The organism is Acinetobacter sp. CY05, from assembly GCF_059515805.1.
The window spans coordinates 62,727-84,173 of the sequence record NZ_JCAKMW010000011.1 but is presented as its reverse complement, the minus strand read 5'-3'; the positions used below and the strand labels follow the sequence as shown (position 1 = coordinate 84,173).

General features: G+C 41.9%; 21 protein-coding genes. 5 read left to right on the top strand and 16 right to left on the bottom strand.

The features are described 5' to 3' along the window. Positions 1 to 29: 29 nt before the first annotated feature. Positions 30 to 728: a TetR/AcrR family transcriptional regulator gene (locus AC5YCD_RS09520; RefSeq protein ID WP_496129814.1), complete on the bottom strand. Its 699-nt coding sequence runs from the start codon at positions 726 to 728 to the stop codon at positions 30 to 32. Positions 729 to 833: 105 nt separating this feature from the next. Between AC5YCD_RS09520 and AC5YCD_RS09515 the strand changes: the two genes are divergently transcribed. The 4 genes from AC5YCD_RS09515 to AC5YCD_RS09500 all read left to right on the top strand — a co-directional run bounded on the left by AC5YCD_RS09515 (position 834) and on the right by AC5YCD_RS09500 (position 4,709). After that, positions 834 to 2,282, top strand: coding sequence for a coniferyl aldehyde dehydrogenase (locus tag AC5YCD_RS09515; RefSeq protein ID WP_496129813.1), 1,449 nt, complete (start codon positions 834 to 836; stop codon positions 2,280 to 2,282). A gap of 163 nt (positions 2,283 to 2,445) precedes the next feature. Continuing rightward, positions 2,446 to 2,682: a 50S ribosomal protein L28 gene (gene rpmB, locus AC5YCD_RS09510; RefSeq protein ID WP_000048256.1), complete on the top strand. Its 237-nt coding sequence runs from the start codon at positions 2,446 to 2,448 to the stop codon at positions 2,680 to 2,682. Between the two features lie 12 nt (positions 2,683 to 2,694). Further along, the gene (gene rpmG, locus AC5YCD_RS09505; RefSeq protein ID WP_003654787.1) at positions 2,695 to 2,850 is read left to right on the top strand and encodes a 50S ribosomal protein L33; all 156 of its coding nucleotides are present in this window, start codon (positions 2,695 to 2,697) and stop codon (positions 2,848 to 2,850) included. 143 nt (positions 2,851 to 2,993) lie between these two features. Beyond that, complete coding sequence (locus AC5YCD_RS09500) at positions 2,994 to 4,709, top strand: cation:proton antiporter (RefSeq protein ID WP_496129812.1); 1,716 nt, start codon at positions 2,994 to 2,996, stop codon at positions 4,707 to 4,709. 38 nt (positions 4,710 to 4,747) lie between these two features. Here AC5YCD_RS09500 and AC5YCD_RS09495 read toward each other — a convergent pair whose 3' ends face one another. The 10 genes from AC5YCD_RS09495 to AC5YCD_RS09450 all read right to left on the bottom strand — a co-directional run bounded on the left by AC5YCD_RS09495 (position 4,748) and on the right by AC5YCD_RS09450 (position 14,847). Continuing rightward, complete coding sequence (locus tag AC5YCD_RS09495; protein ID WP_496129811.1) at positions 4,748 to 5,026, bottom strand: hypothetical protein; 279 nt, start codon at positions 5,024 to 5,026, stop codon at positions 4,748 to 4,750. A 97-nt stretch (positions 5,027 to 5,123) separates the two neighbouring features. Continuing rightward, positions 5,124 to 5,627, bottom strand: coding sequence for a DUF6586 family protein (locus AC5YCD_RS09490; protein ID WP_168401930.1), 504 nt, complete (start codon positions 5,625 to 5,627; stop codon positions 5,124 to 5,126). Positions 5,628 to 5,809: 182 nt separating this feature from the next. Continuing rightward, on the bottom strand, positions 5,810 to 6,064 hold the full coding sequence (locus AC5YCD_RS09485; RefSeq protein ID WP_496129810.1) for an RNA recognition motif domain-containing protein: 255 nt from the start codon (positions 6,062 to 6,064) through the stop codon (positions 5,810 to 5,812). 77 nt (positions 6,065 to 6,141) lie between these two features. Then, positions 6,142 to 8,130, bottom strand: a complete 1,989-nt coding sequence (locus AC5YCD_RS09480; RefSeq protein WP_496129809.1) for an ATP-dependent helicase — start codon at positions 8,128 to 8,130, stop codon at positions 6,142 to 6,144. Positions 8,131 to 8,180: 50 nt separating this feature from the next. Then, positions 8,181 to 9,311, bottom strand: a complete 1,131-nt coding sequence (locus AC5YCD_RS09475) for a glycerate kinase family protein (RefSeq protein WP_496129808.1) — start codon at positions 9,309 to 9,311, stop codon at positions 8,181 to 8,183. 43 nt (positions 9,312 to 9,354) lie between these two features. Next, positions 9,355 to 10,113 carry a hypothetical protein gene (locus AC5YCD_RS09470; RefSeq protein ID WP_496129807.1) on the bottom strand — a complete coding sequence of 253 codons (759 nt, stop codon included), beginning with the start codon at positions 10,111 to 10,113 and terminating at the stop codon, positions 9,355 to 9,357. Between the two features lie 96 nt (positions 10,114 to 10,209). After that, positions 10,210 to 12,849: a type I DNA topoisomerase gene (gene topA / locus AC5YCD_RS09465; RefSeq protein ID WP_496129806.1), complete on the bottom strand. Its 2,640-nt coding sequence runs from the start codon at positions 12,847 to 12,849 to the stop codon at positions 10,210 to 10,212. 31 nt (positions 12,850 to 12,880) lie between these two features. Beyond that, positions 12,881 to 13,330, bottom strand: a complete 450-nt coding sequence (locus tag AC5YCD_RS09460; protein ID WP_496129805.1) for an ammonium transporter — start codon at positions 13,328 to 13,330, stop codon at positions 12,881 to 12,883. A gap of 140 nt (positions 13,331 to 13,470) precedes the next feature. Further along, positions 13,471 to 14,484: a hypothetical protein gene (locus tag AC5YCD_RS09455; RefSeq protein ID WP_496129804.1), complete on the bottom strand. Its 1,014-nt coding sequence runs from the start codon at positions 14,482 to 14,484 to the stop codon at positions 13,471 to 13,473. Positions 14,485 to 14,601: 117 nt separating this feature from the next. After that, a complete protein-coding gene (locus AC5YCD_RS09450; protein ID WP_496129803.1) occupies positions 14,602 to 14,847 on the bottom strand; it encodes a SlyX family protein in 246 nt (81 codons plus the stop codon). A gap of 33 nt (positions 14,848 to 14,880) precedes the next feature. On the opposite strand from AC5YCD_RS09450, the gene AC5YCD_RS09445 reads away from it, so the two are divergent. After that, positions 14,881 to 16,779 carry an ATP-binding cassette domain-containing protein gene (locus AC5YCD_RS09445; protein ID WP_496129802.1) on the top strand — a complete coding sequence of 633 codons (1,899 nt, stop codon included), beginning with the start codon at positions 14,881 to 14,883 and terminating at the stop codon, positions 16,777 to 16,779. A gap of 53 nt (positions 16,780 to 16,832) precedes the next feature. On the opposite strand, the gene ureG is transcribed toward AC5YCD_RS09445, so the two are convergent. The 5 genes from ureG to ureC all read right to left on the bottom strand — a co-directional run bounded on the left by ureG (position 16,833) and on the right by ureC (position 21,438). Then, a complete protein-coding gene (gene ureG / locus AC5YCD_RS09440; RefSeq protein WP_496129801.1) occupies positions 16,833 to 17,447 on the bottom strand; it encodes an urease accessory protein UreG in 615 nt (204 codons plus the stop codon). Between the two features lie 131 nt (positions 17,448 to 17,578). Then, on the bottom strand, positions 17,579 to 18,244 hold the full coding sequence (locus AC5YCD_RS09435; protein WP_496129800.1) for an urease accessory protein UreF: 666 nt from the start codon (positions 18,242 to 18,244) through the stop codon (positions 17,579 to 17,581). Then, on the bottom strand, positions 18,231 to 18,713 hold the full coding sequence (gene ureE / locus AC5YCD_RS09430; protein WP_496129799.1) for an urease accessory protein UreE: 483 nt from the start codon (positions 18,711 to 18,713) through the stop codon (positions 18,231 to 18,233). The genes AC5YCD_RS09435 and ureE overlap by 14 nt, the downstream gene beginning before the upstream one ends. Before the next feature lie 110 nt (positions 18,714 to 18,823). After that, positions 18,824 to 19,534: a hypothetical protein gene (locus AC5YCD_RS09425; protein WP_496129798.1), complete on the bottom strand. Its 711-nt coding sequence runs from the start codon at positions 19,532 to 19,534 to the stop codon at positions 18,824 to 18,826. A 203-nt stretch (positions 19,535 to 19,737) separates the two neighbouring features. Next, the gene (gene ureC / locus AC5YCD_RS09420) at positions 19,738 to 21,438 is read right to left on the bottom strand and encodes an urease subunit alpha (protein WP_496129797.1); all 1,701 of its coding nucleotides are present in this window, start codon (positions 21,436 to 21,438) and stop codon (positions 19,738 to 19,740) included. Positions 21,439 to 21,447 lie beyond the last annotated feature (9 nt).

The following is a 21,447-nucleotide window of genomic DNA, read 5'->3' as shown; positions in this document are numbered from 1 at the left end:
CGTGTTTCTAAACCTTTCTAAATAGCAGATTACATTTCTGAATTGTCAGTTGTCGCTAGATGAGTAAATAATTCAGATGGGCCTAGCGTTTGTAACAAGTTTTCATAAGTGGCACGACTTTCACCCCGTAAATAAGCTCCTTCCAAAAACAGCATTTGACGTAGCGCTTGTAACACCCACTTTTCTTCTAAGTGATTAGAGTCACTAATATGCCCTGACATATATAAAAAGTTGGTCCAGTTGGTCAGCATAATCCATAAATTAATGGTCAACGCCTCAATTTCTGAATCTGTCATTGCCATTAAGCCCGCATTAACAAAGGCTTTATAAATTTTCTGCCCTTGCTGCATCACTTGATTGGCAAATCGCGGATACATTTGTCTAAAATCTTCATGATTTTCCACCAAGTGATAAACATCACGATGCAAAAAACGATACGCCCACAATTGACTACTTAAAACTTGAAAGTAGCGAATTTTATCGTTGGCATCTAAAACCCGATCATCAGGTAAAGCCAGCATTTCCAAAGTTTGCTGCTGATATTGCGCCATCAGCTCTTTAATAATTTCGTTTTTATTGCGAAAGTGATAATACAGATTGCCGGGACTCATGTTCAGTTCAGCCGCAATATGATTGGTGGTGACCGAACGTTCGCCACGCTCATTAAACAATTGCAGACTCAACTGCAAAATTCGTTCTTTGGTCTTCAAAGTTTTGGAATGAGACATGCGTTTTTCCGAAAAATAACCAGACAGGCAACATAAAGTTGCTTGACAATTAGAGCAAATACTCTAAAAATTTTATACATCGCTTTCGTTTTATGGTATCACGTCATGAACAGTCAAACAAAAACAACTTCTATGACCGCTCAGCGTTTTAATCTGCAAGATTTACAAGATATTTTAGATTTACAAAAGACGGCTTATTTACGTCATCCTCTCTCAACTGCCCATGAACGAATTGAACGCTTAAATCGTCTAAAACGTATTTTAATTAAATACCAAGATCAATTTGCTGATGCCATTAACAAAGATTATGGCAACCGTTCTATTAGTGAAACCAAGATTGGCGAACTACTAACCTGTTTAGAGCAAATCAAATATTACGCTAAACATATCCATCAATGGATGAAACCCTCCAAACGCCGTATCGCTTTGATTCATCAACCGGCTAAAGCTTGGGTCGAATATCAACCTTTAGGTGTGGTGGGAATTATTGCGCCGTGGAATTATCCCCTTTTACTGTCGGTTGGCCCTTTAATCTGTGCTTTAGCGGCTGGCAATCACGCCATGATTAAGGTATCAAGTGCTTCAAGTCATTTTGGCCGTGTGTTGGAAATGGCACTCTCTGAAGCATTTCCGCAAGATTTAGTGTCCGTGATTAATGGTGGTGGTCCAATTTCAGATGCTTTTTGTCATTTGGCCTTTGATAAAATGATTTTTACCGGCTCAACTGCAGTGGGTAAAACTGTCATGAAAGCTGCCTCTGACAACTTAGTGCCCGTTATTTTAGAGTTGGGCGGTAAATCACCCGTCTTGGTGCATCCGTCTATGCATATGCAAGATGTGGCCGAGCGTATTGCCGCAGGAAAACTTTGGAATGCAGGACAAACCTGTGTTGCCCCAGACTATATGTTCTTACCAAAAGGCAAAACTGAGGAATTTATTCAGTACTTCACAGCTTATGTGAGCAAAATGTATCCAGTCTTTAAAGATAACCAAGACTACACTGCGATCATTAATGATAAACAGTATACGCGCCTGCAAAAATGTCTAGATGATGCTAAAATAAAAGGCGCTAATATCATTGAAATTTATAAAGAAAAAGAGGATTTATTGGGTACACGAAAAATCGTTCCAACCCTGCTCACCAATGTCTCAACAGACATGCAAATTATGCAAGAAGAGATCTTTGGTCCCCTACTTCCAATACTAGAATATGATCAAATTGACGATGTAATCGACTTTATTAATAGCCGTCCGCGTCCACTTGCTTTATACTACTTCGACTTTAACCGCGCACGTGCGAATTATGTCGCACAGCGTACCCATTCAGGGCACTTTGGACAGAATACGGTTATTACCCATGTCGCACAGGACGATCTACCTTTTGGTGGCGTTGGTGCATCAGGTATGGGCAAATATCACGGTCCTGAGGGTTTCTTCAGTTTGTCGCATGAACGGTCGGTAATGTCGAATCCTAAGCTGTATAGCCTAAAATTCATTCTGCCGCCCTTTAATAAGCCGATTCACAGACTGATTTCGAAGCTGCTACTGCGTTAACTGATTAAGGCATAACCTATCAGACAGGGTCATGCCTTGTTTCAGAGAAAATCGCTTGTCTTTTAAGCGCATTTTTGGTATAAAACGCCCCTTGAATGAATTCATCCTTTATTTTTGACTGGCCAAACAGGTTTGCTGTTGGCTAAATCATTGGAGTTACACCATGTCTAAGGTTTGCCAAGTTACCGGCAAGCGTCCAGTCGTTGGTAACAACGTCTCACACGCCAACAACAAAACTAAACGCCGGTTCGAGCCGAACCTGCATCACCACCGTTTCTGGTTAGAAAGCGAAAAACGTTTCGTACGTCTTCGTTTAACCACTAAAGGTATGCGTATCATTGATAAATTGGGCATTGAAAAGGTTGTTGCTGATCTTCGTGCTCAAGGCCAAAAGATCTAAGGAGTCCTTACAATGCGTGATAAGATTCGCCTAGTTTCTACAGCTGGTACAGGTTACTTCTATACCACGACTAAGAACAAACGTACTATGCCGGAAAAAATGGAAATCAAAAAATTTGATCCAAAAATCCGTCAACACGTAATCTTCAAAGAAGCTAAAATTAAATAATTTTAGTGTTCTTGCAAAAAAACGACTCCTTGTGGGTCGTTTTTTTTTGCACTTTTTTTACTCAGCTTGTTACACTTTTAGTGATTTTTCTGGCATTTTTCATGCTTTTATTTTTACCCCTATGCAGCTGAAAGGAGTTTTTAGTGCCTCATGACGTAGATCTGATTATTTTACTTGCTGTTGGCTTTGGCCTAGCACTGCTATTTGGCTATCTTGCCGCACGTTTACGCTTACCCCCCTTAATTGGTTATTTAGTGGCTGGTATTTTAATTAGCCCCAATACCCCAGGAGTCGTGGGTGATTTGGCCCTAGCCAACCAATTGGCTGAATTAGGCGTCATGTTCTTAATGTTTGGCGTGGGGATGCATTTTTCTTTAAACGATTTAATGCAAGTCAAACGCATTGCCCTGCCCGGCGCCATCTTACAAATTGCAGTCGCTACTCTGTTAGGGATTGGCGTTTCCATGATGTGGGGCTGGAGTTTTGGTGCTGCACTGATCTTTGGCTTGAGTCTTTCTTGTGCCAGTACCGTGGTACTGCTTAAAGCCTTAGGCGACCGTGGCTTACTTGAATCCGTCAATGGTAAAATTGCCGTTGGTTGGCTCTTGGTTGAAGATTTAGTCATGGTCTTGGCCTTAGTGCTACTTCCTGCTACGGCAGTATTACTGGGTGGTCAGGCAGTTGAAGGGGCAAGTGATGAAAATATTTGGCTCACACTAGGCATTACTTTACTCAAAGTTACTGGCTTTATTGCCTTTATGCTGATTATTGGTAAACGTGTCGTACCGATGATTATGCAAGTGGTGGCACGTTTAGGCTCACGTGAGTTATTTACTTTGACTGTAGTCGCAGCTGCGATTTCGATTGCCTTTGGTGCCTATAAAGTCTTTGGTGTCTCTATGGCATTGGGTGCTTTCTTTGCTGGCATGGTGGTCAAAGAGTCCGATTTTAGCCATCGCGCAGAAGAAGAAACACTGCCACTGCGTGAAATTTTTGCCATTTTATTCTTTGTGGCAGTCGGCATGCTGTTTGACCCCCGTATTTTACTCGAACAGCCCTTACATGTTTTAGCCGTTGTTGCCATCATCATGGTGGGTAAAACCCTCGCTGCAATGGCCTTGGTGCTATTTTTCCGCTATCCGATTAATACCGCCTTAACTGTGGGTGCATCGCTCGCGCAGATTGGCGAATTTTCATTTATTTTAGCCGCCTTAGGTGTATCGCTAAACTTATTGTCACTTGAGGGTCAAAACTTAATTTTAGCCGGTGCTTTAATTTCCATTACCCTAAATAGTTTTATCTTCTCAGCAATTGAACCTGTACAACGTTGGATCCGTGAACGCTCATCCCTAGCACGTTTATTAGAGCGTAGTGGTGACCCATTAGCCATGCTACCTGATGAAGTTTCACAGGATTACCTACGCGATCAGGTGGTCTTAGTTGGTCATGGTGAAGTGGGGCGTCGTATTACCCAAACTCTCATGCAAAACAATATTAAAGTGGTCATTGCCGAAGAAAACCGTGAAATTGTGGAAAAATTACGTGAAAAAGGCATTGCAGCTGTATCTGGCGTTGCCACCGAACCGAGCGTATTAATCCAAGCACATATTCAACATGCGCGTCTGTTGGTGCTATCACCTATGGATATTATTGATATTCATAAGATCGTGGATATTGCCAAAACATTAAATCCACAGATTCAAGTGTTGCTATGTGCTGAAAGCAAAGAAGAAGCTGAGGTGATTCGTCGTGATAATATTGGTGATGTGTATTATGCCAAAGAAGAAATGGCCACCAATATGAGTAATCATATTTTAAACCAAATTGAGCTAGCGCATCATCAAAGTCCAAGTCATTAATATTTCACTTTAAAAAAACGCGCCTCAAGGCGCGTTTTTTAGCTCATATATTTGGGCTTTTCATCCACCACTTGTGCTTGCATTTCATTCATTTGCTGCTCTAATAAACCAAAAAGTGCAGCTTGAATCATGCTTTGCGCGATCACAGCAGTGTGATCACCCAGTAAAGCTTTCACTTCATCATTAAATTGAATAGTGACTAAGGGCTTCTCTTCTGAACCAGCATTACGCAATGCTAATTCACCACTTTCAAGTTGAACCAATTCTAAAATGGCTTCTTGATTACCAAATAATTGCTTTAATTGTTCAATAGACATAGTTTCTCCATGGTCAACATGGTGGCAAAACAACAATTGCATTGCTGTGACTGTACTGTTGAGATTGGGGCAAGCCTTTAACTTACAAGTAAAACCGTTAAAATTCTACCATTTCGTTACGAAAACCCTCAATCAGCTCAGTCAGTTCACGATGCCATTCGCGCAAAATTTTGCTATCTGGTAACCATGCTTGTGGGCTTTGCGTGACTTTAATAATTAAATTAGATGAAGTTTCACTTTCTGGCTCAGGCGCAGAAGGCTCAGGCGCATATTGGGCTAAGCGATAAGCACGTTTTAACTCAGCAATAAAACCGTCCTTAGCAAGTTTTTGTAATACGTTAATTTCAGGTGATACTTGCCCTTTAGCTGCCATCAGTTCTTCAATGGATTTTAAAGTGGGTTGAGGGTCATTTAAACGGTAATAGCGGCTGAGTTCTTGCAAAAATGCCAGTACAGCGCCATGCAAATGAAAAACTGCAGCTTCGCGCTGTGCTTGCGCTTGTTGAACATGTTCGGTTTGTTCTGCCTGTTGGCAAGCCAAACGGCTAAAATAAAGTTTCTGATTGGTTCGATCAGCATGGAAGCGAGCAACTCGAGACATGTGCTTTTTCCTTAATATGTGTTTGATTTTGGCGCTTCTAACTTAAATCCTGCTTGCTCATTTGACAATCAAATATTTCTTTTAGTGTAACAATATGATTTTAAATCGTTTATTTTTTAATCTCTTTAAAGATAATCTGATTTATCGCAAGCCTAAAAAAGGCGCATCACGCGCCTTTAGGATTACTCTGCTTTTGGCTTCTCTTCAGCAGCCTTAACACGGATACCCATGCCTTTGACCTTTAAAGTATTTAAACCTTTAATTGCTTTAATCGCTTCACGCGGGTTTGGCATTTCAACAAAGCCAAAACCTTTCGATTTACCTGTTACAGCATCCAGTACCACCACAGTTTCATCGACTTTACCGTATGCTTTAAACAGATCAAGTAATTCAGCATCAGTCACTGAACGTTCTAAATTACGCACTAAAATTTTCATTACATCTTCCAATAGGCAAAATCATCAAAAAGTATTTGCCTAGCTTACTTTTTGAATACGTATCTCTGAGCCCTAGTTTAATCGAGATCAATGCCAAAATCTAAATTAATCGCTTGGCGTTCAATTAAAGCACTTTTCACAGTTTGCTGACGGGTACGGGTATGGGTGTGCATATTGCACAGCAAATGACTGAGTTCATTCAGGAAATAGCTTTCTAACTTGCGCCCTTGTTCATCAACCTTAGTCACTGCCCAATGACTTAAACTTTGTTTGGTTAAAATTAATTCGTTTTGCGCACGGGTTAAAGCCACATATAACACACGGCGTTCTTCCTCAATGGCGTCAAAATCGCCTTGCGCACGTGCGTGTGGATATTGTCCTGCCGAGACATTGGCCACATAACAGACCTTTTGCTCTGTGCCTTTGGCCGAATGAATGGTAATTAAAGTCACTACATCGGTATCAGATTGACGCTCAACTTCTGAGATAGAAACAGGATCCAATACGTATTCTTCTAAAAATTCACTCAGTTGGCTGTGCTTAGTTGCCAATTGTTTGACCAGCTCAAAATCACCTTGGCGTTTATGCCAATCTTTTTTGTAATTGTCACTCAGCTGCTGTTCCAGTGCTTGTATGCCTAAAGTCACGCAATGTTGAACTTCATGACGCAGTTCTTGCATTTGCTTCATAATTAAAATCGCTTGCAAAGGGACTTTGCCAAAGCGTTCTAATTCACTAAACACCTGATCTATATGCGTGGCTTGTAACAGCTTTTGCGCTAAACGACTGGCACCAACATCACCAACACCCGGCCATAGGGTTAAAAAGCGCATCCAGGCAATATCATCCATAGGATTAGCCACTACGCGTAATAAACTAATTAAATCTTTGACATGTGCGGTTTCAAGCAGCTTCATGCCGCCAATAAAACGATACGGTACATTGGCTTGAATACAGGCGGCTTCAATACTACGTGCGGCAAAGCTAGAACGTACCAATACCATATGATCACGCCATGGCGCAGCATTTAAAAAATGCCGTTCTTTAATATCAATGGCAATCCATTTGGCTTCGTCAAACTCATTGGGGAAAATGTGCATCTGTGGCTTGATACCATCACCGCGATGCGCCTCTAAGCGTTTGTCATAAGCAATTGGGCTACCTTCTAATAGCCAATTGGATAAATCTAAAATTTCTTGGGTAGAACGATAATTTTGTTCCAATTTATAAATTTTGGCCTTGGGTATACGTTCTTTAAAGTGATGAATATTTTCAAAATCTGCGCCACGGAAGCCGTAAATAGATTGCGCGTCATCACCTACACAAAACAGCGAAATACGCTCTTTCAAGGGTTCTAACAACGCCCATTGTAAGGGATTGGTGTCTTGCATTTCATCGACCAACATATGCTGACACAAGCCTGCTACGTAATCGACTAAACCCTCAGATTGTGCCAGTGCTGCTGCGACAATCGCCAAAATATCATCATAATCTAAAAAGTGACGTGCCTGTTTACGGCTTTCATATTCTTGCATAATGTCGGCAATTTGCCCGTGATACAGCTCAAATTCTGGCATATTGGCTGCTAAGACTTGTGAAAGTTTTTGTCGTGTATTACGCGCAAAAGAATATAAGTCACACAGATCTTTGGGCGCGGGTAAAGCATTGGGATTTTTCTTATCATCTTTACCACGAATTAAACGAAACATCATCAACTGATCATCACGATCAATAATGGTGAAATTTTCTAAACCAAAGGCTTTGGGCACACGGCGCAATAAATACATACAAAAGGTATGGAAAGTTGAGGCACGTAAACCTTTGGCTTGTTCGCCTAATGCCAATTCTACCCGCGCCACAATTTCACTGGCCGCACGACGGGTAAAGGTTAAAATTTGAATTTGGTTGGCAGGAATGCCTTGTTCAATCAGATAAGCCGCGCGCGCCACAATGGTTTTGGTTTTGCCACAGCCTGCGCCTGCGAGCACTAAACTATGCTGTGCTTGAGTGGTTGCGGCCTGTTTTTGCTGCGGATTCAATTCATTGATTAGGGCGTCTAAACTCATTCTTGGGCATCTATTGGGTTTTTGCCTATTTTAACAGAAAAACAGCCGCCTTAATTTTGCTGCTTAAGCCATGCTAACGTGGCTTGTTGTAAATAGTGACTTGCATTTTGCATAGCTTCTATTTGGCTCACCTGTTTTGGATTAATGCCAATAATTTGGCTAAAACCTTGCTCATATAAACTTTCAATGCCCTCGCCGATGCAACCTGCAAAAGCAATCACAGGTTTATTCAAGCGCTTAGCCAGTTGAGCTACAGCAAATGGGGTTTTACCTAAAGCAGTTTGCCCATCCAGTTTACCCTCGCCTGTGAGCACATAATCAGCTTGCTGAATTTTGGTAACTAAACTAGTGTGCTCCATCACAAGCTCAGCGCCAGATTGCATCTTAGCCCCACAAAATGCCATTAAGGCAAAACCTAAACCACCTGCTGCACCAGCCCCTGCACGATTGGAAAAATCTCTACCCACAACCTGTTTAACCCGTGCTGCATAATGTTGAAGATTGGCATCAAGTTGCTTAACCATCTCAGCATCTGCGCCTTTTTGTGGGGCAAAAATATGCGACGCGCCATTGGCTCCACAGAGCGGATTATTCACATCTGAGGCAATCACAATCTCTATATGTTTTAAGCGCGCATCAAGTTGCGATAAATCTATATAAGCAATTTGATTTAGATTACCGCCACATACCTGTATGTTTTGTTGGTTGTGATCTAAAAACTGAACGCCTAAGGCTTGTGCTAGCCCACTGCCGCCATCATTGGTGATACTGCCGCCCAAACCTAAAATGACTTTCTTTACCCCTAAATCGAGTGCTTGTTGCAGCATTTGCCCCGTACCATACGTAGAAGTCAGCAGTGGATTACGCTGATGAGGTTTAAGCAGATCTATGCCATTGGCTTTGGCCATTTCAATGACTGCTGTTTGACCCGCATCTAGCAGGGCAAAATAAGTGTGGATAGTTTGACTGGCTAAAGGGCCTTGTACCTGACACGCAATTTTTTGCCCTTGGCCAGCAGACAATAAGGCGTCGAGTGTACCTTCACCGCCGTCGGCCATCGGTACTAAAATACAAGTGGCGCTATGATCATGTGCCAAAATTGCACGTTGCATGGCCTGACACGCCTCAACTGCTGTCATACTTTGTTTAAAAGAATCAGGGGCCAGTACAAAAGTAGCCATACCTTTCTCCAGTGATAATGAGTGAATCAGCCATAAATTGTATTTAGTCTTTGATCCAACCCAATTCTTGGGCAGTGCGCATTTGAATCACGGTGGCCTTTAGACTTTGAGCCATTTTTTTGCTTTGTGGCGAGGATGGAATACTGACTGCCATAATTTCTGCTTTTGCCTGCGGATATAAGGGCCGCTGTTCTGGTGTAGCATAGCCATGTGGATAAATCGGCTGACCTGTGGACAAATTATATTTATCGCTGGCACCAAAGGCATGCAATAACTCGTGCATAATCATAATTTGGTTTTGTTCACGTTGTTTAGGTGTAGCAAATAAATGTACCACCCCAATACGGCCTTTTTGCAAAGCGGTCGAGTGTGGCAAGGGCTGCCCTGCTTGAGCTTGTTGATAATTTAAATATAAGGTCACGCTTGGCGAGCCATCAGCACTTTGCTGTTGTTGCCATGCATAAAAACGGAATTTTAAACTCCACAGCATCGTGCGCCAAATACTGGCATCTTGCGGCACCCCAGGTGGCGCCTGTTGTAATTGGCGGCCTAACTGAACATAAACTTGGATCGGCATCCGATAACGTTTGGACATTTCTTGTAAATATGCGGATAACTCCAGGTAATCCTGCATGCTTAACTGCTGTAGATAGGCTGCGGTTTTAGGGTCAGCATCGGCATTAATCGGATGTAATAAAACAAAAATCGGACGTTGCCAGTTTTGGTGATGGTCTTGCCAAGTGGTGACTGCAGCCCAAATTAAAATCAGCAATAAAATACTGATTCGGATATTTTTCCACATAATGCCTGTCAATTGTTTTAATTATGCAAAACAGTGTATAAAAAAATGCTGACCTCAAGTCAGCATTTTTGTTATTTGTCGATTAAATTATCCAGTTTAGCCTTCAACCCATTTGCCATCTTGATAAACCAATGACCATTTAGTCGCTTTACCTTCAGGCGTTTCTGAACCAATGTATTGCGCTTGGTTCTTACGACTAAATTTCACTAAAGTTGGATTCCCTTCAGGGTCAACATCAGGGGCTTGCAAAATAAATTGATACTTTGGATCTAGCTGATCTGCCACAGTGCGGATTTCTGCCACTTTTGGCGCACGGGTTTCACGTACTTTCGGGAACTTACTTGCCGCCAAGAATAAACCTGCGGCACCATCACGTAACACAAAGAAGTCATCATGCTTAGTTGAGCGTAAATGTTCCATTTTAATTGGATCTACACGCGGCGGTGCAGGCTGACCACTCTTTAACACTTTACGGGTATTGTCACAGCTGGTACAGGCAAAGTACGGTCCAAAACGACCCGTTTTAAGCTGCATTTCGCCATCACATTTGTCGCAAGGAATGGTTGGGCCATCGTAGCCTTTAATTTTGAACTCGCCTTCTTCAAGCTCAAAACCGCTACAGTCTGGGTTGTTACCGCAAATATGTAACTTACGACCACCGTCCACCACATAACTGTCCATAGCAGTTGCACATATTGGGCAGCGCTTTTTAGACAGTAAGTCCGCGGTTTCTGCCGCTTCATCATCCGACAGTGCTGCAAGTGACTCTACAGGCGTTAAGTTTAACGTGCCTTTACAACGTTCTTTAGGCGGTAAGTTATAGCCTGAGCAGCCTAAGAATACGCCCGTCGTACCAGTACGAATCTGCATAGGACGTTCACATTCTTTACAATGCACCGCATCCACTTCCACTGGCAAATTACGACGCATGCCATCTTCGCCTTGGGCTTTACCTAAACGCTGTTTAAAGTCACCATAGAATTGATTGAGTAGATCTTTCCAGTTTTGCTCACCATCGGCGACTTTATCTAACTGACCTTCTAAATCTGCAGTAAAAGCGTAATTCATCAGGTTGTTAAAGTTTTCGTCTAAGCGATCGGTAACAATTTCACCCATTTTTTCAGCAAATAAACGACGGTTATCGAGCTTCACATAACCACGATCTTGAATGGTTGAAATAATCGCTGCATAGGTTGATGGACGACCAATACCACGTTTTTCTAATTCTTTGACCAATGACGCTTCGGTGAAACGTGCTGGCGGCTTAGTAAAGTGTTGTGAAGGATCAAGTTTCTCTAACTTTAATACTTCACCTACTTTCACCGCAGGCAATAAAATATCGTCGTCAGCTTTATTCGCGCCGCGTACTTTGGTAAAACCATCAAATACCAGTGTACGGCCTTTGGCTTTAAGTTCTACCCCATTGGCATCCACTAAAATCGTTGATGATAAATATTGTGCTGCTGTCATTTGGCAAGATACAAACTGACGCCAAATCAAGTCATATAAACGCTGTGCATCACGCTCAACACCAGCAAGGCTATCGCCTTTAAGTGCTACATTGGATGGACGAATTGCTTCATGCGCTTCTTGTGCACCGGCTTTGTTGCCATAACGATTTGGCTGCTCTGGCAAGTATTGATTGCCATATTCAGTTTCGATATGACCACGTACCATGCTCACAGCATCATCACTTAAGAACGTCGAGTCGGTACGCATATAAGTGATAAAACCACCTTCATATAAACGCTGTGCCAACATCATAGTTTTCTTTACAGAAAAGCCTAAACGGGTACTGGCAGCTTGTTGTAGCGTTGAGGTGATATAAGGTGCGCTTGGATTCACCTTAGTCGGTTTATCTTCACGGCTAGTCACTTTATATTCAGCATTTTCAATCAGCTTTAACAGCTGTTCTGTGTCTGCTTGATTACGTAGCTTTAAGGTTTTGCCATGATGCTTGACCGCTTCTAAACGAATCTGGTCATTTTCGGCTTTAGTGTCTGCAAAGACTTGCCAATATTCTTCTGGAACAAAAGCACGAATTTCACGTTCGCGTTCTACCACCAGTTTAACTGCAACCGATTGCACCCGACCTGCCGATAAACCACGGGCAATTTTCTCCCATAACAGTGGCGAGATCATAAAGCCCACCACACGGTCTAAGAAACGACGTGCTTGCTGTGCATTGACTTTATTAATGTCTAAACGTGCAGGATGCTTAAAGGCTTCTTGAATGGCATTTTTGGTAATTTCATTAAACACCACACGTTGATAACGTGATTCATCGCCACCAATCACTTCTTTTAAATGCCATGCAATTGCTTCCCCTTCACGGTCCATATCCGTTGCGAGGTAGACTTCATCTACATCGGCAGCTAATTTTTTAAGTTCTGCCACCACATTTTCTTTACCCGGCAAGACTTGGTACTGTGCTTGCCAATCATGCTCAGGGTCTACGCCCATACGCTTAATTAAAGCATTTTGTGCTTTGAGTGCTTTGTCTTCTTCACTCAACTTAGTACGTGTTGCTGGTTTTTTTTCTGTTGTTTTGGCACCACCGCTGGTCGGTAAGTCACGTACATGACCTACAGATGATTTCACGATGTAGTTTGAGCCTAAGTATTTATTGATTGTTTTCGCTTTTGCAGGCGACTCCACAATCACTAATGCACGCTTTTTCGCAGCATCAGGATTTGCTGTCGTGCTTTTGGATGTGGATCGAGGAGCGTTCGCCATAATTAAACCGTCGTTACTGAAATATTAAAAGTTAAAGTTGAGCCAAAGATTCAAGCAAAGCTTTGATATCTTCAAGTTGTGTTGCTTTAAGGTCTGATTCTTCGTCCCAATAGAGTCCTACACAGTTGGCCTGCATATCAATAGCATAAATGCCCTTTAATGCAACCTCTAAGCCTTGGAATTTTTGATCACCTTGCACCACAACAAGCTTGTGATCAACCACACGTGCTCGCATTAAATGTAAGCGTGCATCTGGAATCAAAACACTATAATAGGCCACCATACTGGCACGGTTTTCTGTCGCCATGGGCACATGTGTCCAATCTGGCGCTGCAACAAGTCGCGGATGTAATCCCATATTGCGGGCTTTTTCGCGCATATGACCTAAGGCTTTTTCTCGAGGGCTTACGCGTAGACCAAAAATTGAGCCTACAACAAACACCACAATAAAAACGGCAACCCAAATTCCAACGTTATCCATAGCTCAACCTTTATGTTCTATTATTAGAGTTGCATAAGCCGAATAGAAAAGGCAAGTGGCTAAGTCGAATTTAATGCATAAGCCGCACTTTAAGCACTCGAGCAGCCCCTATTTACTTGGTTTTAATTGTCAAAAAGACTTTAATTTAAAAACATTTCATGGCTATAGACCACTTCGTGTCCATTCCAGTAAATGTAACCTTTTTCAATTAATTCTTTGAGCAATAAACGAATGTCCGCTTTAGGGAACATTTGTTCCAGTAAATCACGTAAGGCGTAAATATCTTTTGGTTTTTGATCTTTTAAATCACGTAAGCGACGCGCAACTTCAAGCTGTACCGGATCAATCTTGGCAAAGTTTTTAAATAGCGCTTGCTGTGCAGTTTGAATATTGCTGCTGTCTGGTGGCAGCACTGGCTGTTGCTCTGATGCTGAACCCTCTAAGTGCTCAATGGCTGCATCTAAGCTCGCCGCTTGAGGAATGGTGGTTTGATCTTGACTTAAATTTAATTGCACCCACTGTTTTAAGACTTTTTTACGAAAATTAATCTGGTCATCATAGCGTTTGACTAATTTTAAATTAATTAACATACCCACTAAGCTATTGGCCTTTTCAGGTACAATTTGTAATACATTTACCAAAGAATTTTTAAGTTTTTCAATGGTGTTAGGCTTACCTGTCATTTTAGCTAAAGCATCACAATACTGTTTAACCAATTGCAATTGCGGGTGCTGTTTAATTTTAGTCACGCTAGGTAAGCTAAATTGAGCACTATGTGAATGATGCGCTTCAGCCTGTTGCACTTGAATCAGATGTGCGCTGATATTAGAGCTTTGTAATAATTCCAGTAATGCCACACTTGAATCCATGGCAGAAATAATTTCGATATGTGTCTCAGGTGGCAATAACGCCATCAATTGCCCCACCAGCATGGCATATTGATATTCTTTATATTCAGCTTTCACGCAATCTAACACCACAACTTGCCCACTCGTGACCCATCCTGCAAACTCAGTGAGATCTTCTAAAGCAAACTCAAATTTTCCAGTGGCATTAAAGATATACACCACAGGATAGTGATGTATCACTTCGCGCAGCAGTTGTAGCGTTGGAGTTTTATTTTCAAGGTCAAGTAAAACAGCTTTATCAGACATAGCGAATTAGGGTGATCAGTAAACTAAAGCATTACAACCATAAGCGAAACAAAGGTCAAATAAAATCTGCGACTTGATCACCCTCTTCAGAGCCAAGGATCTAAAGCGAACAATGCCTTAGTAATGTGGTGGGCGGTTGGTCATCGGATCAAAAGCGGCAATTCCCTCGGACAAATCAGCAGATTCGATGCGACGGTACAAAAGTTGCATTTGTTTTTTTAAATCAGCAATTTCCAGCGCCTGACGTGCCACTTGGTCATTGAGTTGATCAACTAAATCGTCTAAAAATGCAATTCGCACTTGCAAATCTTCAATGGGTGCGGACAATGACGCTTGATCATGTAGATTTTGTTGTTTAGTCATTTAAAGTCCTCGTTTGGGATTTCAGGAAACATTATGGCCTATATTACTTTAAGGGATGTCCAACTTGCGTTTGGTGGACCTGCCTTGCTCGACGGCGCAAATTTCAGTTTAGAACGCGGCGAAAGAGTGTGTTTGATTGGCCGTAACGGTGAGGGTAAGTCTACTTTACTCAAGCTGATTGAGGGAAGTTTATTACCCGATAACGGTGAAGTTTCACTGCAAAATGGGATTACCATTGCCATGCTGGCTCAAGATGTACCGATGGATTCGGGTCGTGTGGCAGATATTGTAGCCGATGGTGCAGGTGAAGCAGCACAAGTGTTACGTGACTATCATGCGGCAAGTGAATCTTGCGTACTCGGTGATATGGATGCTTGCGACCGTATGGGTCACTTGCAACATCAAATGGATCAGCTCGATGGCTGGGCACTTGAAACTAAAGTGAACTCAATTTTAAGCAAGATGGGCTTAGACCCAGAAGCTGATTTAAGCGATTTATCTGGCGGACGTAAACGCCGTGTACTATTGGCACGCGCTTTGTTAACCCAACCCGATGTGTTGTTACTCGATGAACCCACTAACCATTTAGATGTGGAAAGCATTGAATGGTTAGAAAAATTTTTACTCGATCAAAATAATCTGACTTTATTATTTATCTCGCATGACCGTTCATTTGTCGACAATGTCGCAACGCGTATTGTTGAGCTGGATCGTGGTACTTTACGTAGCTATGAAGGTAACTATTCACGTTACTTAGAGCTTAAAGCGCAGCAAATGGAAGCGGAAGAAAAGCAAAACGCTTTATTTGAGAAAAAACTCGCTGAAGAAGAAGTCTGGATTCGCCAAGGTATTAAAGCACGTCGTACCCGTAACGAAGGTCGTGTTCGTGCCTTAAAAGCATTACGTGAAGAATCTAAAGCACGTCGCTTCCAACAAGGCAAAGTGGCGATGGCCACCCAAGATGCACAGCGTTCAGGCAAAGTGGTCTTTGAAGTTGAAAATCTAAGCGTTCAATTTGGCAATCAAGAGCCGATTATCAATAACTTCTCTGCGCTGGTATTGCGTGGTGACCGTATTGGCTTAGTGGGTGATAATGGTGTTGGTAAAACCACACTCATTAAAGCGATTTTGGGTGAAATTGCCCATACAGGTACAGTCAAAACTGGTACCCAATTAGAAGTGGCCTACTTTGACCAATTACGTAATGCCTTAGATTTGGAAAAATCAGTTAAAGATAACGTATCTGAAGGTTCAGATCATGTCGATGTGAATGGTCACCGTCGTCATATCTATAGCTATTTACAAGATTTCTTGTTTAGCCCAGAACGTGCGCGTACCCCTGTTAAAGCATTATCAGGTGGTGAACGTAACCGTATTTTATTGGCCAAGTTATTGCTTAAACCATCTAACCTGATTGTGATGGATGAGCCAACTAACGACTTGGACATGGTGACGCTTGAGCTACTCGAAGAAATGCTCGCAGATTATAAAGGCACATTGCTGTTAATTTCGCATGACCGTGCCTTTATGGACAACGTGGTGACTTCGACTTGGGTATTTGATGGTAAAGGCAACATTGATGAATACATCGGTGGTTACCAAGATTACTTACAACAGCGCCCAGACCCCGCTGTTTTAGCAGCGAAAGCAGCTGCCAAAAAAGCCCAAGCCAAAGTGGAAGCTGCTGCCGCAGTACAAACACCAAAGAAAAAACTCAGCTACAAAGAACAGCGTGAGCTTGATCAACTGCCGATTGAAATGGCGGCACTTGAAGCAGAACAAGCTGAACTTTCGGCAAAACTGGCCGATGGCTCTTGGTTTGTGAGTGATATAGATGCTGCAACCAAAGCTTCACAACGTTTAAGCGAAATTGATGATTTGTTGCTTGAAAAATTAGAACGTTGGGAAGAATTGGACAATATGACCAAATAAGCCCAATGAAAAAACGCCGCTGAATGCGGCGTTTTTTTGGCTATTTTGACACCTTAAGATTTAAACAAACCTTGTTTTTCAATAAATTCAATAATCTGATTGAGACCATCTTGGGTTTTCATATTGGAAAATAAAAAGGGTTTATCGCCACGCATACGTTTGGCATCTTGATCCATGACAGATAAATTAGCACCTACCATCGGTGCTAAATCCGTTTTATTGATAATCAATAAATCTGACTTGGTAATCCCTGGCCCACCTTTACGTGGAATTTTCTCGCCACCGGCTACATCAATCACATACAAGGTTAAGTCAGACAGTTCTGGGCTAAACGTTGCTGCTAAGTTATCACCACCACTTTCAATAATAATTAATTCTAAACCATCAAACTTTTCACATAAATCATCAATGGCTGCTAAGTTAATTGAAGCATCTTCACGAATCGCGGTATGCGGACAACCACCTGTTTCTACACCTACGATCCGTTCTGGGCTCATGGCTTCGTTACGGGTTAAAAAGTTGGAATCCTCTTTGGTATAAATGTCATTGGTCACCACCGCCATATTGTATTTTTCACGTAAAGCCTGACATAAATTTAAAGTCAATGCTGTTTTGCCTGAACCCACTGGACCACCAATACCAACGCGAAGTGGAGAACGTTCTGTCATGTTAATTTTCCTTTTTACTTTCTCTAATTCTCTCTTGTAGAGAGCGGGAACTTTTCTTCCCTGTCCTCTTGCAAGACTGTTAGAGAGCTTGATTTAAATTTTTAAAAATCTTCCTTTAGCCAAGTATGACTTTAGGAACGGAATAAGCGTGAATACTGGGTTTCATGTGCCATACTCAGCATGGCATAACTGGGTAAAGCGCTACTTAATTCTTCATCTTTTCGCTGTAAAGCACGCTCAACCACATCAGGCACTAAGGCATGTAAATGCCATAGAATCCGCTGCCCACTCATTTGCCCCAGTGGTACCGTTTTCACTGCACCCAAAACCTGATTTTCAAGTACAGTAAAGGTATAGGCGGTTAAGACATCGGCTGGATTTAACTGTAAACGTCCGCAAAGCTCTGCATAAACAGGCACAAAACCATATTGCTTTTTCACTACCACAGGCAGCTTAATCACATCTCTAATCCATGCATTTAAAGAAAATGCCAGTTGTTTCGATTCTGCTAACAGCTCTTTACTTTCACGGCTGGCACGGTAGACATCTGCCCAATATTGAAATTCATCTTTTTGCTCATAGCTTTGCATTAAGCGTTTTAAAATCGGTAACTCAAAGCGCAGCAACAGCATTTCAAGCACTTCTTCAAAATAAGCAATGCTGGATGCTTCATCAAAAATCAGACTCTGATCAATCGCGCTTTCTACCCCTTGCGAATAGCAATAGGCACCCACAGGCAATGCCGTAGAGGATAAAGTGAGTAGTTTGAGCAATTGCGCGGCATTAGTGATGGGCATGGTGAATGGCTTTAATTGGGCTTAGACGATGTTCATGCGCATGCTGAGCATAGGCACCACTTTCGGGTTCAAATGGATGCTCGACTTCCTTAACGGTTAAACCTAAACCTTCAACCATTTCAGCCAGTACATGATCGGGTTCAAAATATAAAGCGCTTGGGGTAAGCATCAGTGGAACGTGACGATTACCTAAGTGATAAGCAGCTTTGAGTAAATCAAAATCAGTTTTTGCCACGACTTGCATTAAACGCTCAGGTTTAGCATCGATACGTAAAATATCGCCTTGTTGTGTGGCAATAAATGCGCCACTACGCAAAATACCGGTACGTGGTAAGTCTGCACCAATGTCTGTGCCATTATTTAAGGTAGCGCGGAAGCGGCTTTTTTGGCGGGTATCAAATGTGAGTTGCAGCGTGTCGAAGCGTGTGCCCTCTGCAATGCTTTCGATTCTTTGTGTATAGACCTTCATGCTGTTCCTTTTTGTTGCAAAGCAGGCTTTAGCCAAAGTGGCTAAAGCACTGTTATTTTTGCTTCAAAAGTAAGCATTTTTTATGCCAATTATGGGTTTTATTGGTGCAGCTATTTAAGATCGCAATCTGTATTACCAAACTGATCAAAAATCATTCTCATCTGTAAATCTTGAGAATGTGTTACTGAAAATGAGCCTCCACAATCTAGATTTAAGTGAGGGACTACTTGTTGGACTTGTCCATTTGGGTAAACAAAATAACCTTTCACATTATCAAATCTAAATGAATGAGATCCCTCTTTTAGCTTACCTATCATATAAGTCTTATTTGTAGGGAAATTAGTCACATTTGATATAAATTTATCATTAATATACAAATCTAAGCTAACACCAGAAACACTACCTACAATAACAGGAAATGTTTTAGCTCTTACCGTATATGATGAAACTTTAGCAGATGTCTCAAGTTTATCTTTTAAATCTCTCCATACTTCTAATCTACAATTGTCACTTCTTTGAACAATATCAGCAAGATCCTTTTGAAGAAGGCCTTTATATTCAGCCTTCTCGTATTTTGCAGCTCCCTCAACACCTAAATCCAAAACTTGTTTTAATACTTTATTAAGAGATGCTTTTGCATTTCCACTCAAAGCCACTTCTGAAGTAGATCCAGTAAATACTATATCTTTATCCTTACATAAATCGTTAGCAAACTTTGAAATTGTATTTAGAGCCTCTGCTGAAATTTCGGCTTTAGATGATGTTGTACTAAATAAACCAATACAAGACAAAACTATAGTGAATAAATAATTTATTCTCATGTTAACCACCTAAATTAAATCCAGCTTATTACAACTATAATCTCAACTTAGTAAATATTTTATTTTTTAACAAAAACTCAACTATATAAATAGTTGATATTTCAGTTAAAAAAATAGAAAAAATAATCATATCAAACCAATAAAATTATAAAAGCAATAGATTTTTTAGGTGAAATTAACGTGACAAATACACCTATCAATAATCAAAACAAAAAATACCTCTGCGCCATTGGCAACACGTCCGCAGGTTCACAGGTCAACAACTTGCCATCTGCCCGAACCTCATAAATCTCAGGATCGACTTCCATCACAGGACAATAAGTATTGTGCTTCATATCCGCTTTAGAAATATTACGCGTACCTTTACATGGACTAATCAGCTTGTTTAAACCTAAAGTTTTATGCACCCCTGCATCAATCGCCACTTGCGACAAAAAGGTAATACAGGTGTTATGTACACCACGCGCATTGGCACCAAACATCGGCCGATAATGCACAGGCTGCGGGGTTGGAATAGACGCATTAATATCACCCATTGGCGCAGCTGCAATCATTCCACCTTTAATAATCATTGAGGGTTTAACCCCAAAAAAGGCTGGCTTCCATAGCACTAAATCGGCAAGTTTACCTTCTTCAATTGAGCCAATTTCATGACTTAAACCATGGGTAATGGCAGGGTTAATCGTATATTTGGCAATATAACGCTTGACGCGTTCATTATCACGATGCGCAGTATCGCCCTCCAAAGCGCCGCGTTGCACTTTCATTTTATGCGCGGTTTGCCATGTACGAATCACCACTTCACCCACACGCCCCATGGCTTGTGAATCGGATGACATCATGGCAATCGCACCTAAATCCTGCAAAATATCTTCCGCAGCAATGGTTTCACGGCGAATCCGACTTTCCGCAAAGGCAATATCTTCGGCAATCGCTGGGTCTAAATGATGACAGACCATCAGCATATCTAAATGCTCATCAATGGTGTTGATGGTATACGGACGGGTTGGATTGGTGGATGATGGCAAGACATTGGGCTGACCAATGGCTTTTAAAATATCAGGCGCATGTCCACCGCCTGCACCTTCGGTGTGGTAAGTGTGAATAGTACGGTTTTTAAATGCCGCTAAGGTTTCTTCTAAGAAACCACTTTCGTTTAAGGTATCGGTATGAATCGCCACCTGTACATCAAATTCATCCGCTACAGTCAAACAGTTATCAATCGCGGCAGGGGTTGAACCCCAATCTTCATGTAATTTTAAACCCACCACACCTGCACGAATTTGCTCGGCAATCGGTTCAGGTTGGCTAAGATTGCCTTTGCCGAGTAAACCAATATTTATCGGCAAATCATCAATGGCTTGTAGCATGGTGGCAATATGCCATGGGCCGGGCGTCACTGTGGTTGCTGATGTGCCTGCTGCAGGGCCTGTACCACCGCCAATCATGGTGGTCACGCCTGACATCAGTGCCGTTTCCACTTGCTGTGGACAAATCCAATGAATATGGGTATCAACGCCACCTGCCGTTAAAATCTGCCCTTCGCCCGCAATTACTTCAGTTGCCGCACCAAGAGGAATCGTAATATTAGGCTGAATATCTGGATTTCCGGCTTTACCAATTTTCCAAATTCGGCCATTTTTTAAACCCACGTCGGCTTTAATAATGCCCCACCAATCCACAATTAAAGCATTGGTAATCACGGTATCGGCAACGTCTTCAGCCAACAGTTGTGACTGCCCCATCCCATCACGAATGACTTTACCGCCACCAAATTTAACTTCTTCACCATAGGTGGTCAGGTCTTGTTCGACTTCAATAAATAGCTCGGTATCGGCTAAACGAACGCGGTCGCCTACGGTGGGGCCAAACATTTCCGCATAAGCACGGCGTGACATTTTCATCTTGTTTTC

What these genes read in the sequence shown, in the direction of transcription:
- AC5YCD_RS09520 (WP_496129814.1), bottom strand. Translation starts at nt 728, where the DNA reads ATGTCTCATTCCAAAACTTTGAAGACCAAAGAACGAATTTTGCAGTTG.
- AC5YCD_RS09515 (WP_496129813.1), top strand. Translation starts at nt 834, where the DNA reads ATGAACAGTCAAACAAAAACAACTTCTATGACCGCTCAGCGTTTTAAT.
- rpmB (WP_000048256.1), top strand. Translation starts at nt 2,446, where the DNA reads ATGTCTAAGGTTTGCCAAGTTACCGGCAAGCGTCCAGTCGTTGGTAAC.
- rpmG (WP_003654787.1), top strand. Translation starts at nt 2,695, where the DNA reads ATGCGTGATAAGATTCGCCTAGTTTCTACAGCTGGTACAGGTTACTTC.
- AC5YCD_RS09495 (WP_496129811.1), bottom strand. Translation starts at nt 5,026, where the DNA reads ATGTCTATTGAACAATTAAAGCAATTATTTGGTAATCAAGAAGCCATT.
- AC5YCD_RS09490 (WP_168401930.1), bottom strand. Translation starts at nt 5,627, where the DNA reads ATGTCTCGAGTTGCTCGCTTCCATGCTGATCGAACCAATCAGAAACTT.
- AC5YCD_RS09485 (WP_496129810.1), bottom strand. Translation starts at nt 6,064, where the DNA reads ATGAAAATTTTAGTGCGTAATTTAGAACGTTCAGTGACTGATGCTGAA.
- AC5YCD_RS09480 (WP_496129809.1), bottom strand. Translation starts at nt 8,130, where the DNA reads ATGAGTTTAGACGCCCTAATCAATGAATTGAATCCGCAGCAAAAACAG.
- AC5YCD_RS09475 (WP_496129808.1), bottom strand. Translation starts at nt 9,311, where the DNA reads ATGGCTACTTTTGTACTGGCCCCTGATTCTTTTAAACAAAGTATGACA.
- AC5YCD_RS09470 (WP_496129807.1), bottom strand. Translation starts at nt 10,113, where the DNA reads ATGTGGAAAAATATCCGAATCAGTATTTTATTGCTGATTTTAATTTGG.
- topA (WP_496129806.1), bottom strand. Translation starts at nt 12,849, where the DNA reads ATGGCGAACGCTCCTCGATCCACATCCAAAAGCACGACAGCAAATCCT.
- AC5YCD_RS09460 (WP_496129805.1), bottom strand. Translation starts at nt 13,330, where the DNA reads ATGGATAACGTTGGAATTTGGGTTGCCGTTTTTATTGTGGTGTTTGTT.
- AC5YCD_RS09455 (WP_496129804.1), bottom strand. Translation starts at nt 14,484, where the DNA reads ATGTCTGATAAAGCTGTTTTACTTGACCTTGAAAATAAAACTCCAACG.
- AC5YCD_RS09450 (WP_496129803.1), bottom strand. Translation starts at nt 14,847, where the DNA reads ATGACTAAACAACAAAATCTACATGATCAAGCGTCATTGTCCGCACCC.
- AC5YCD_RS09445 (WP_496129802.1), top strand. Translation starts at nt 14,881, where the DNA reads ATGGCCTATATTACTTTAAGGGATGTCCAACTTGCGTTTGGTGGACCT.
- ureG (WP_496129801.1), bottom strand. Translation starts at nt 17,447, where the DNA reads ATGACAGAACGTTCTCCACTTCGCGTTGGTATTGGTGGTCCAGTGGGT.
- AC5YCD_RS09435 (WP_496129800.1), bottom strand. Translation starts at nt 18,244, where the DNA reads ATGCCCATCACTAATGCCGCGCAATTGCTCAAACTACTCACTTTATCC.
- ureE (WP_496129799.1), bottom strand. Translation starts at nt 18,713, where the DNA reads ATGAAGGTCTATACACAAAGAATCGAAAGCATTGCAGAGGGCACACGC.
- AC5YCD_RS09425 (WP_496129798.1), bottom strand. Translation starts at nt 19,534, where the DNA reads ATGAGAATAAATTATTTATTCACTATAGTTTTGTCTTGTATTGGTTTA.
- ureC (WP_496129797.1), bottom strand. Translation starts at nt 21,438, where the DNA reads ATGAAAATGTCACGCCGTGCTTATGCGGAAATGTTTGGCCCCACCGTA.